This is a genomic window from Coprobacillus sp. AF33-1AC (assembly GCF_003475785.1).
Classification (GTDB): domain Bacteria; phylum Bacillota_I; class Bacilli_A; order Erysipelotrichales; family Coprobacillaceae; genus Faecalibacillus.
In genome coordinates this window covers 15,554-28,355 of sequence record NZ_QRQB01000017.1, presented here as the reverse complement: position 1 = coordinate 28,355, position 12,802 = coordinate 15,554, and the positions used below count along the sequence as shown (strand labels likewise).

The 12,802-nt window shown below is 30.8% G+C and carries 11 protein-coding genes; 10 read left to right on the top strand and 1 reads right to left on the bottom strand.

Annotated elements, in window-relative coordinates; genetic code table 11:
* The first annotated feature begins 201 nt into the window (after nt 1–201).
* The 10 genes from DWZ53_RS07270 (at nt 202) to DWZ53_RS07225 (ending at nt 11,985) form a co-directional block, all read left to right on the top strand.
* On the top strand, nt 202–1,659 hold the full coding sequence (locus tag DWZ53_RS07270; protein WP_118433034.1) for an immunoglobulin-like domain-containing protein: 1,458 nt from the start codon (nt 202–204) through the stop codon (nt 1,657–1,659).
* A 122-nt stretch (nt 1,660–1,781) separates the two neighbouring features.
* On the top strand, nt 1,782–3,200 hold the full coding sequence (locus DWZ53_RS07265; protein ID WP_118433033.1) for a C40 family peptidase: 1,419 nt from the start codon (nt 1,782–1,784) through the stop codon (nt 3,198–3,200).
* 64 nt (nt 3,201–3,264) lie between these two features.
* On the top strand, nt 3,265–4,734 hold the full coding sequence (locus DWZ53_RS07260) for an NAD(P)H-hydrate dehydratase (RefSeq protein WP_118433032.1): 1,470 nt from the start codon (nt 3,265–3,267) through the stop codon (nt 4,732–4,734).
* Nucleotides 4,735–4,898: 164 nt separating this feature from the next.
* Nucleotides 4,899–5,588, top strand: a complete 690-nt coding sequence (locus tag DWZ53_RS07255) for an N-acetylmannosamine-6-phosphate 2-epimerase (protein ID WP_118433031.1) — start codon at nt 4,899–4,901, stop codon at nt 5,586–5,588.
* The gene (locus DWZ53_RS07250; protein ID WP_118433030.1) at nt 5,588–6,877 is read left to right on the top strand and encodes a PTS sugar transporter subunit IIC; all 1,290 of its coding nucleotides are present in this window, start codon (nt 5,588–5,590) and stop codon (nt 6,875–6,877) included. Before DWZ53_RS07255 ends, DWZ53_RS07250 begins: the two co-directional genes overlap by 1 nt.
* Entirely contained in the window at nt 6,878–7,618 is a 741-nt protein-coding gene (locus DWZ53_RS07245; RefSeq protein ID WP_118433029.1) for an HAD-IIB family hydrolase, read from the top strand.
* Between the two features lies 1 nt (nt 7,619).
* Entirely contained in the window at nt 7,620–9,098 is a 1,479-nt protein-coding gene (locus DWZ53_RS07240) for a DUF4127 family protein (RefSeq protein ID WP_118433028.1), read from the top strand.
* The gene (locus DWZ53_RS07235; protein ID WP_118433027.1) at nt 9,095–9,736 is read left to right on the top strand and encodes a GDSL-type esterase/lipase family protein; all 642 of its coding nucleotides are present in this window, start codon (nt 9,095–9,097) and stop codon (nt 9,734–9,736) included. Before DWZ53_RS07240 ends, DWZ53_RS07235 begins: the two co-directional genes overlap by 4 nt.
* A gap of 30 nt (nt 9,737–9,766) precedes the next feature.
* On the top strand, nt 9,767–10,585 hold the full coding sequence (locus DWZ53_RS07230) for a MurR/RpiR family transcriptional regulator (RefSeq protein WP_118433026.1): 819 nt from the start codon (nt 9,767–9,769) through the stop codon (nt 10,583–10,585).
* An 8-nt stretch (nt 10,586–10,593) separates the two neighbouring features.
* Nucleotides 10,594–11,985, top strand: a complete 1,392-nt coding sequence (locus DWZ53_RS07225) for a sialate O-acetylesterase (RefSeq protein WP_118433025.1) — start codon at nt 10,594–10,596, stop codon at nt 11,983–11,985.
* A 16-nt stretch (nt 11,986–12,001) separates the two neighbouring features.
* On the opposite strand, the gene pgeF is transcribed toward DWZ53_RS07225, so the two are convergent.
* Nucleotides 12,002–12,745 carry a peptidoglycan editing factor PgeF gene (gene pgeF, locus DWZ53_RS07220; protein ID WP_118433024.1) on the bottom strand — a complete coding sequence of 248 codons (744 nt, stop codon included), beginning with the start codon at nt 12,743–12,745 and terminating at the stop codon, nt 12,002–12,004.
* Nucleotides 12,746–12,802: the final 57 nt, after the last annotated feature.

Genomic DNA, 12,802 nt, shown 5'->3' with positions numbered 1-12,802 from the left:
GGGTTTAGTAAAATATAGTTTTGGATATACTAAAATTAAGAAAAAATTACTAAAAATTTCAAAAAATTTTAATTTTCTAAAGAGCTTGCTATGACTGGGTTTTGGCGGATTTACTAGGGCTTGAGGCGGTTGCAAGGGTGGATTTATGGCTTGAAGTGTGGTATATTAGTAAATGGATATATTATTGAAAGGAGGCAACGAATGGATAGAAATATTAAGATGAGACTGAATAAAATTATTCAAGAGAGAGTCATCAAGAGAAAAGCAATGTTTATTCCAATCGCTGGCGTAGCAACATTTATGTTAGTTGGGTATGCTGCAGTTGATAAAGAAAAGCCGGTCATTACATCTGATCAAATCGAAGTACCTTATGGTGAAGTATTTGACGTTGATGCAGTTGACGTAACAGATAATCATGATAGCCGTGATCAAATCACAGTTAAGGCTAACACAGACTCATTAGATGTTAATCAGTTAGGGACATATAATGTAGATGTCACTGCAACTGACCAATATTCTAATGAAACAACAAAAACAGTAAAGGTAAAAGTAGTGGATCAAGTTGGTCCTAAGATTGAAACTCTTGGTTCTAATCAAGGGTATGTCGTATCAGTTCCAGTTAATGGAAGCAAAGATTTAGCAAGTTATGTAAAAGCTACAGATAATGTGGATGGTGATGTTACACCATTTATTGAAGCTGATAAAGAGTTAAATACTTCTGCTTTAGGTACGCAAACAATTACATTAAAAGCAACAGATACTTCTGGTAATGAAACTGAAAAAACTGTAGAGTTTGCAGTTGCAGATACAGAAGCTCCAGTTATTAATTTAACTAATGGAGAAAATGTTACTATTAATTACGGTAGTACATTTGATTTAAATCAATATGTACAAGTTACTGATAACTTTGATACAGTATCTCCTGTAGTTGAAGGATCAGTAGATACAAAAAAAGATGATGGTGTGCAAACATTAACAATTACTGCTAAAGATAATTCAGGTAATGAATCTAAAGCACAATTAAATGTCACTGTAAAAGATACAGAAGCACCACAAATTTCATTATCTAAATCATCAGTGACTGTGAATGCTGGAGATTCATTAGATTTAGCTAGTTATTTAGCATCAGCTACTGATAATAAAGATGGTGATTTAAAATCTAAAGTTAATATTCCAACTGTTAAAACTTCAAAAGCAGGAAGTTATACAGCTACTTATACAGTAAGTGATGCAGCAGGAAATCAAGGAAGTGCTTCATTAACGGTTAAAGTTAATGCTGTAAGCAAAGGAATTGCTTTCTCTGGTAATGTATCAAGTAGTAACCGTTATGGTTCAACTGTTGTTGCAGCAGCCTATTCTAGACTTGGATGTCCATATGTTTATGGTGCATCAGGGTCAAATTCATTTGACTGTTCAGGTTTAGTTATGTGGTGCTATGGAAAAGCGGGTAAATCATTACCACACTCTTCAGGTGCACAAAAAGGTTCAGGAAGTGTTATTCCTGTATCACAAGCACAACCGGGAGATATTTTATGGCGACCAGGGCATGTAGCTATCTACATTGGTGGGGGTAAATATATCCATGCTCCTACTACTGGAGATGTTGTAAAAATTGCTTCAGGTGCCAGTGGTTTCAGTTGTGCAATTAGACCAAACTAATATAATAAAAATACTCAGTCATTTATGATTGAGTATTTTTTTGTTTAATTCAAGCAAATTTGCTTTTTTATTTTATTTATGTTACTATGGCCAATGGATATATTATTGAAAGGAGGAAACGAATGGATAGAAATATTAAGAAGAACATAAAAAATTATGTTGAAGAAAAGATTATGAAACGTAAAATGATGTTCTTGCCTATCGTTGCTGTAGCAACTTTTATGTTAGTAGGATATGCTGCAGTGGATCGAAAAAAGCCTGTTATTGTGTCTGATCGAATAAGTATTGCTTATGGTGAAAAGTTTGATACAGATGTCATAGATGTTACTGATAATCATGATTCAAGAGATATGATTCAAGTTACTGCTGATACAAGTTCATTAAATGTTAAGCAGTTAGGAACTTATCAAGTTGAAGTGAATGCAGTAGACCAATTTAATAATCAAGCAACAAAAACTATTGAAGTAGATGTTGTTGATGAAGTCGCTCCAGAATTTGAAGTATTAGGATCTGGAGAGGGATATGTTGTAGAAGTACCAATTAACGGAAGTAATGATGTTACAAGTTATATTCATGCGAGTGATAATGTAGATGGTGATGTTACACCATTTATCGAAACAAATAAAGAATTAGATGCTTCTGTTGCTGGTATGCAAACAATTGATTTAAAAGTAAGTGATACCAGTGAAAATGAAATAACAAAAACATTTACATTTGCGGTATCTGATTTAGAAGCCCCAGTTATTTCATTAAAATCTGGGCATGATGTAGTATGTGATTATGGTAGTCAATTTAATCTAAACGACTATATGACAATTACTGATAACATAGATGAAACAGTCAATCCAGTGGTAGAAGGTACAGTTGATACATCAAAAGAAAATGAAGTACAAAAAGTAAAAGTCACTGTTCAAGATCAAGCTGGAAATAAAGCTGAATCATATTTAAATGTTACAGTAAAAGATATTTCAGCTCCTGTTATTTCTTTGAGTCAAAGTCAAATCAAAGTAGACAAAGGGGCAACTGTTGATTTAAACAGTTATTTAACATCAGCTATTGATAATAAAGATGGTGATGTTAAATCTCAAGTGAAGATTGATAGTTTAGATACATCTTCAACAGGTTCTAAAACTGTCAATTATACGGTAAGTGATAAAGCTGGAAATAAAGCAGTCGTACCATTAACAGTTGAAGTGACTTTTTCCGGTGAACAACTTGTTAAAACAGCTACATCTAAACTAGGAACACCTTATGTGTGGGGAGCAACAGGTCCTACATCATTTGACTGTTCTGGGTTTACACAATGGGTATACCGCCAACATGGTATTTCCATTCCAAGAACATCTGGTGCTCAAAAGAGTGCTGGTAAAACAATTAGCTTATCTGAATTACAGGTAGGAGATATTGTTTGGCGTTCTGGTCACGTAGGTATTTATATAGGTGGAGGTCAATATATCCATGCTCCAACTTCTGGTGATGTTGTTAAAATTTCTAATATGTCATCAGGTAAATTTACTTGTGGTGTAAGATATACAAATTAAGATAAAGAATTGCGAGTTCGCAATTCTTTTTTTTATGTTAAAATAAGGAAAAGAGGTGTTAAGGATGAATGTAGCAACAGCAAAGCAATTAAAACAATATGATCAGGCATTATTGGATTATGGTTATACCATTGAAGAATTAGTTGATAAAGCAAGTGATGCTTTATTACCTTATTTTTTAGAATATCAAGTTCCTATTATTATGTGTGGACCAGGAAATAATGGTGCTGATGGTATTTCTTTAGGAATAAAATTATACAATAGAGGTAAAAAGGTAAAATTGGTTTTAACTGGAAAACCTGAAAAATTATCAAAAGCAAATGCTTATTATTTAAAAGAAGCCAATGAGATAGAAATGATACAATTAGATGAAAATAATTTAGATAAGCTAAATCATTATCTCAATGAAGGAGATGTCATTGTTGATGCTTTATTTGGATTTGGATTAAATAGTGATTTAAGAGGTATTGCAAAGACATTAGTAGATCAAATTAATCAGGAATTCGATGGCGATGTGATCGCTATTGATATTCCTACAGGATTAAATCCGGATACTGGAAAATCATATAATACTTGTATTTGGGCAACGAAAACAATATCATTAACAGCATTAAAACAAGGTTTTTTAAATGAAGATAGTAAAATGTTTACAGGTGATGTTTATGTTGAAACTTTGGATGTTGTAAGTAAGGAAGATGAAGTAGGTTTAGCTAAAATTATAGATGAAAAGTGGGCTCGCTATCATTTAAAACCACGTTTATTTAATGGACATAAGGGAACTTATGGTAGAGTTTTACACATGACAGGGTGCAGTCATTATCGAGGAGCAGCCATGCTTGCAGGTCGAGCTTCACTGATGTGTGGCAGTGGCATTGTTACTGTTTATTCGGATTTATCAGTTATAGATTCTTTAGCTTCATTTGCTCCTGAATGTACATCAGTTGTACGTCAAGATTATTTTGACAGACATGTTCTTGATGATAAAAATGCAGTATTGGTAGGAAGTGGACTTGGATTAAATGAAGTAAGTGAGCAGTTGTTTTTAAGTTTAATGGATGCCAGTTCATTACCTATGGTTATTGATGGCGATGCTTTGACTTTATTAGGAAAACATCCGGAATTTTTAAAGGGAGAGCATGCATCTTATATTTTGACTCCTCATTTAGGAGAATTTGCCCGTTTAACAACAATTTATGATGATGTAGCATTAGTAGAACAAGCTAAACAATATGCTCAAGAAAAGCAAGTTATTCTTGTTTTAAAAGGACCCAACACCATTGTTACTGATGGTAAAGTGGTCTATCGTAATGCTAGTGGTAATAAAGCAATGGCTTCTCCTGGAATGGGAGATGCTTTAGCAGGAATTATTGTAAGTTTATTAGGACAAGGATATAGCCCACTTGTAAGTGCTGCGTTGGGTGTTTATATTCATGGTTTATGTGGTGATGAGGTAGCTAAAAACCAATATACAGTTTTATCTAGTCAAGTCATTGAACAAATTCCTTATATAATGAAAAGAATACTTCAAGATTAAAAAGAACATAAAATGTTCTTTTTTTTTTGAAATCACTTTCATGAATAAGTCAAAGAAATATTGAAAAAAGGTAAAAAGATTGAAAGTAAAATCAAGAAAAGGCTATTTTATTGAGGATATAATTTTATCCGTTTATGATGAAATTACAGGAAAGGAGAGGAAAGATGATTAATCAAATTAATAAGCATTTAATTGTTTCATGCCAAGCACTTGAAGATGAACCACTACATTCATCAATGATTATGGCAAGAATGGCATTAGCAGCTTATCAAGGTGGAGCTAAAGGAATTCGCAGTAATTCTGTAAGTGATATATTAGAAATCAAGAAAATCGTTGATTTACCAGTCATCGGTATAATTAAAAGAGATTATGATGATAGCGATGTTTATATAACACCAACATATCAAGATGTTGATGATTTAGTTAAAACTGGTTGTGAAATTATAGCGATGGATGCTACAAGTAGTACACGACCTGGTCAAATAAGTTTAGATGAGTTCTTCAAAACAGTAAAAGAAAAATATCCTCATCAATTATTTATGGCTGATTGTAGTACAATTGATGAAGCAATCCATGCTGATCAATTAGGTTTTGATTTTATTGGGACAACACTTGTTGGTTATACAAAACAAAGTACAGGTGATCATATCGAAAAAGATGATTTTAAGATTATTAGAGAGATTTTAAAACAAGTTAAGCATCCTGTTATTGCTGAGGGGAATATTGATACCCCACAAAAAGCAAGAAGAGTTTTAGAATTAGGATGTTATAGCGTAGTTGTAGGTTCAATTATTACAAGACCACAAATTATTACAAAAAGATTTACAGATGAAATAGAAGGAGGAAAATATTAATGAATGAATTAATGGATAAATTATCACAAAAGATGTTACCATTTGCTGAAGCTTTATCAAAAAATAGATATTTAGGAGCAATTCGTGATGCTTTTGTAACAATTATGCCAATTATTATTGGATGTTCTTTATGTACATTACTTAATTGTGTATTTTTAGGAAAAGGAAATTATTTCGATCAATGGTTTGGTTTTCAAGGAAATGAAATTGTATCAATGTTAGGTTCTATTGGAAGCGCAGGTATGAATATCATGACATTACTTGTTGTCTTCTTAATTGCTAGAAATTTATCTAGATCTTATGAATTAGATGCAGATACAATTTCAGTTACCGCAGTTGTTGCTTTTTTAACAATTACAGTATTTGGAAGTGATGCCAAAGCTGGTGAATATATTAGAACTTATTATTTAGGAGCAGCCGGATTGTTTACAGGATTCATAGCTTCTATTTTAACAGTTGAAATCATGAGAAAATTGATGTCAATTAAGGCATTAGTTATTAAAATGCCAGATTCAGTACCTACTGGTATTGCTAGAAGTTTCAATGGAATGATTCCAGTTATCCTTACAATGTTTATTTTTGGATTAGTAAGATTACTTACAAATGCCTTAGGTTATCCATTAAATGATTTGATTTTCAATTTCTTACAACAACCACTTGCAGCTATCGTTACATCACCTATTGGATTAGTTGTTATTTATATTTTCTATATGTTATTATGGGGGTTTGGTATCCATTCAGCTTATATTATTGGTCAACCAATTTTAGAACCAATCTATTTAGCTAACTTAACTGCTAACGTAGCTTTAATTTCTAAACATGCAGCAGCAACAAATGTACTAACAAAACCATTTACTGATTCATTTATGTTTATGGGTGGAGCAGGAAATATGATTGCTTTAGTGCTTGCTATTTTAATTGTTTCAAAACGTAAAGATTATCGTCAAATTGCAAAATTAGGATTTGTTCCTTCATTATTTAATATTTCTGAACCTATCATGTTTGGATTACCAGTTGTTATGAATCCAATTTTAATTATTCCTATGGTTCTTGTTACTTTAGTTGGCTTAGGTATTGGTTATATTGCTACTATTACTGGATTTATGGGATATACATACGTTATGACTCCATGGACTACACCACCTTTAATTGGAGCGTTCTTATCAACAGGTGGTAGTATTGGAGCGTTAATTACTGCAGCAGTTGTATTAGTCTTATCTGTACTTATTTATATGCCTTTTGTAAAAGCAATGGATAAAGCAGAAGAAAAATTGGAAGAAGAAGCATAAATGAAAGTTGTCGTTTTTGATTTAGATGGAACTCTAATCAATGCTTCTAATGAAGTGATTCAAGGAGAGAAAACAATTTCTCTCCTTAGAAAGCTCCAATCACTTCATTATCATCTTGCCATTTGTACAGGAAGATTAGATCATGATATTGTTTTTATTAATGAAAAATATAACTTAGGGATTAATGAAAGAATATCACAAAATGGTGCAGTATTTTATCAAGGGAATCATCAAGAAGCCCATTTATTAGATAAATCAGCAGCACTAGAAATTAATGAATTATTAAAATCATATGATGTAAGAGTTGAAATGAATACCATTTCTAATCGTTATTGGAATAGTCCTCGTGATCCAGATTTTCCTAAAGAATTTTATGATTCATCAATTATTAAAGATGATTATTCAAAGATTATTCCTTATCAACCTGTTGTTTTATTTTTAGTTGTAGGAACAACTCCACAACTTAAAGAAATTCAAACAATTATTAAAAGTAAATTTAAAAATGTAGATGCTATTTTGACAAGTCAAACTTCTTTAGAAATCGTACCGCAAAATATTTCTAAAGGAAATGCTATTGCTAAAATGTATCCAGATGCTACGGTCTATGCTATTGGTGATAGTGAAAGTGATTTATCAATGAAAGATCATAGTAAAGAATTTTACTATATTGGTGAAACAACATCAGATGTCAATCAAGTAAAAGATATTGCTGAAGCATTAGAAAAGATATTGGAGGATTAAAATGAAAGTTTTATATTTGCCTTTAGATGAAAGACCATGTAATTATATTTATCCACAAATGATTGCTTTGTCTAATAAAGAAATTCAATTAAATATTCCTAATTTAGATATTCTTCCAAAAAAGAAAACACCAGCAATATTTGAAAACATTGAACAATTTTTATTAGAAAATGTTTTAGATCAAGATGCTTTAGTCATTTCTTTAGATATGTTACTTTATGGAGGACTTATTCCTTCAAGATTGCATCAGTTAGATGTTGATCATCTAAAAACAAGATTAGAAATATTAAAAAAATTAAAACAGCTTAAACCTGATTTAAAAATTTACGCTTTTGAATGTATCATGCGTTGTCCTCAATATAATTCAAGTGAAGAAGAACCAGATTATTATGAAGAATACGGATATGCTTTATTTAAGAAAAAATATTTACAAAACAAACAGGAAAGAATGTCACTGGATGGAAAAGAGGAACAAGAATTTAACACATTAGAGATTCCTCAGGATATTTTAGATGATTATGAATTAAGAAGACAAACTAACTGTCAAATGAATCAATTGACATTAGAATACTTAAAAGATGGAATTTTAGATTTTCTCGTCATTCCTCAAGATGATTCTTCACCTTTTGGTTATACAGCTATTGATCAAAAGAAAATATTAGAAAAAATTAAAGAAGACCATTTAGAATTTAAAACGATGGTCTATCCCGGTGCAGATGAAGTGGGATTATCTTTAATGACAAGAGCCTATAATGAATATTGTCAAAGAACACCTAAAATCTATCCGTTTTACGCATCAGTATTAGGTCCTTCTATTGTACCTTTATATGAAGATAGACCAATGTTAGAAAGTTTAAAATCTCATATTTTAGTTACGGGAGCAAGACTTACACATGATGCTAACCAAGCAGATATGATTTTAGCAGTTAATTGTCCTGGTAAAGTCATGCAAGAGTCATTTGATAAGAATAAAGATGTTTCTTATTCTTCATATCGTAATTTAATGAATTTTGTTTTACAAATTCAATCATTTATTCAAGAAGATAAAGATGTAGCGTTAGTTGATAGTGCTTATGCTAATGGAGGAGATCTTGAATTAATTCATTATTTAGATGAACTTGATCTATTAGATTCTTTAAAAGGATATGCAGGGTGGAATACAAACTGTAATTCTACAGGTACTGTTTTAGCACAAGGACAATTAGGACATGATGCTACAGCTAATACAATCTACCATTTAATAGAAGATGTTTTTTATCAAGCTAAGGTACGACTTCAAGTGATTGAAAATGATTTAGTGGAATTAGGTTTATCATATTATGATTTTAAAGATCAACAAGATGAGGTTGAAAAAAGAATTGGTGAGGCTTTACTTAAAGAATATTGTAAATTAAATGTTTCTCATAAATATCCAATTAAACATATTGAAGTATCTATGCCTTGGAAACGTATGTTTGAAATAGGAGTTAAATTTAAATGAGAGAAGAAATGAAATACAATCCTTGTATTTATCAATTAAGAGAACCAGCATTAAAGAGAATGCTAGATATTATTCATTTACAAAAACAATCACAAAATAATGGTATTGTCTTTTTTGGGGATTCGATATTTGAATTTTATGATTTAAAAAAGTATTTTCCTGATAAAGATTATTATAATTGTGGTATTGCTGGAGCAACAACTGATGAATTAATGTGGATTGTAGATGAAGCTGTGATTAAATTTCAGCCTTCAATGGTCTTTTTACATGTTGGTACAAATGATATGGGTAATACAGTAATGCGTTCGTATCGAGAAATTGCTTTGAATATTTCAATGATTGTCAATTTAATCAAGAAGAATTTACCAACTTGTAAGATTTATGTTCTTTCACCATTACCATGTCTTGAATCTCTACAAGATTTTAATCATGCAAATGGTGTGAGATCAAACTTATTTATTGAAAAATTATACCAAACATTACCTGAATATGTTGAATGTGCAGGGTTTATTGATATATATCATGATTTTTTTACTGAGGGTAAGGTAAATAAATCTTTATTTAAAGATGGTCTTCATCCTAATGATGATGGTTATCATATTCTAACAAAAAGATTAAGTAATACTCTTTGTGTATGATAGAATATAAACAATAAGGGGTGTTATATAATGAATCAGTATTTAAAAAGTACAAAAACAGTAATAAAAGAAAAATATGAATTTTTTACACAAGTTGAAAAGGTGATAGCTGATTATTTTTTGGCTGGTGATATAACGGATTTTTCAATTAAAGGTGTCGCTAACAAATTATTTGTTTCTGAAGCTTCGTTATCTAGATTCGCTAAAAAAATGGGATTTAAAGGCTATCGTGAATTTGTGTTTTCCTATAATGCTAATTTAAATGAAAGTAATCGGTTAGGACAACTAACAGAATTTACTATTCATAAATATCAAGAGGTACTAGAGAGAACATATCAAATTGTCGATAATAATCAAATGATTCGAGTTGCTAAACTATTAGATTCAAGTCGAAGAGTATTTGTTTATGGAGTGGGCTCAAATTTGTTAGTAGCTAGAGAGTTTTGTTCACGTTTTATTCGCTTAGGTTTGGATGTAGAGGCTTTAAATGGTGGTGGAGATATTGTTTTAAACTTGCCAAGAGTAACCAGTGATTGTTTGGTTTTAGGTATCTCTATTTCTGGAAGTACCGCAGAGGTAATGGATGGATTACGTGCGGCTCATAAAAAAAGAGCGACAACAGTATTATTAACTTCTGTTGTTAATGCTACTAATGATGAATTTACGGATGAAACAATTAAATTAGCACATATGAAAAATATAACTGTTTCTCATATTATTTCACCACAATTACCAGCTTTAATTATGATGGATATTATTTATACTCATTATTTAAATCATAATAAATCTGATAAATTGGAATCATTAAAGGAAATATTAGATCAAATAGATTATAAATTTGAAAAGTAGGTGTTGTTATGAAAATAGATTATCCTTTTTCTAATCATATGGTTTTGCAAAGAAATAAACGCATAATAATTTCTGGACAATCTGATGATAGAAAAGTGGATATGATGATATGTGGTAAAAAATACACAAGTCAAGTGGACCATCATCGTTGGCAAATAGAAGTTCAATTTGACTTTTACGGGGGACCCTATGAAATGATTTTTAATAGTGGTGATGAAACAATTGTCTATGATGACATTTTAATTGGTGATGTCTTTTTGGCAGCAGGACAATCTAATATGGAAATGACATTATCACAAACAGATGAAAAACAATTACCAGTTTATAAAGATCATGTTCGTTTTTTAAATGTGCCACAATATAGTTATCCTTTTAATCAAAAAGAACAAACGTGGCAAAAGTTAACTAAAGATAATAGCGGTGAGTTGAGCGCTATTGCTGCTTTTTTTAGTTATTATCTTCAAGTTGATGTTCCTCTTGGTATTATTTCCAATAATAAAGGGGGAACGAGTGCATCTTGTTGGATGAGTGAAACTTACTTAAAAAAAGATGAAGAAATAAAAAAAGTATATTGGGATGATTATTATGATGGACTTCCTTCTATTGAACAACAAAAGAAAAATGCAATAGAGTATTATCAGTTATTTGATAATTACCAAGAAAAGTTTAAACATTATCAAAGTGAACATAAAGAAATGAGTCTATCACAAATAAAAAATAAGATTGGTCATACCCCATGGCCACCTCCTAAAGGGATCTATGATTTTGGACAGCCTTCAGGATTGTATGAACATATGTTTAAAAAGACACTGAATTATCCCATTAAAGCTATTTTGTATTATCAAGGAGAAGAAGATAGTTCAAGATATATGTATTATCAAAAGCTATTAAATCTACTTATTGAAAATTGGAGAGAAGATTATAAAGAATGCGTCCCTTTCATCATTGTCCAATTACCTGAATATCAAAATAGTCATTTTAGTGAAATACGTCTTGCACAATGGCAAGTATCCAAAGAAAAAGAAAATACTTATCTTGTTGTTTCGTTATTAACAGGGAATCCAACGTATATTCATCCAACAAGAAAACAAGAACTTGCTAAACGTATTGCAATGAGTGTTGAAAAAAATATTTATCATCACGTTGCTTCAGTTTCACCAAAAATAAAAAATATTGAACAACAAGATGAAGTTATGATTTACTTTGATCAATTATTAAAACCTGGGCAAGTTCATATAGTTGTGGATCAGCATATCGTTACTGGCATTATTGATAATAGCTATATAAAAATACCGGTATCATCTTATTATGAAATAGACTATGCTTTAGATGATTGTCCCCAAGTTGAAATTATGAATCTTGATGGTTTACCATGTTCACCATTTGTATTAAAAAAGTAAGAAACTTTTAAGTTTCTTACTTTCTTTTTATTAATGTTATATTTCTTTGACCGTCTTTATTTTTACGATGTGAAAAGAATAAGTCATTATTTTCAACAGTACAATAATCACTGACTTGAATATTTTGTTCTAATACTCCAAGATTAAGTAATTGTTGTTTATTTAAGCCTTTATTATCAAGTAAGTAATGAATATCGTCAGTTTGATTATAAAAAGGCGTTGTATCGAAGTTCATCTGTTTGACCTGATTGATAACATCATCTTGAACTTCTAAATGCTTTTTAGAAATACATGGTCCAATTAAACAATACATATGTTGAGGTTGACAGTTTTCATGTTCGATTAGGTAGCGAACAGATTTATCTACTATTTGTCTTACAGTTCCTAACCAGCCAGAGTGAATAGCACAAACGATTTTCTGATCTTGGCAATATATAAGAACAGGGGTGCAATCTGCGTGAAATGATAAAAGAAAGAGATTTGGATCACGACTATAAGTTGCATCTACTTCATATAATTTGTCTGTTTGTATCAACATATTGGTTCCACCATCTTTTAAAAATACTTGTTGAAGATGAGTGGAATGTGTTTGACGGGGAGCCACCATATGTTCTAAGTCACTATGAATAATTGCTGCTAGTTCTTGACGATTTTGTAAGACTTGTTTTTTATTAGGATTATTTAAAGAGATATCACCTAATTCTCTTGTTGTTGTGTATGCTTCTACATCAGGATGTAGATTCCATTTAATTACTTTCATATATCCTCCGTTTCTCTATTCTATTTTAACGTATTTATATTTTAAAAACCTATAGAT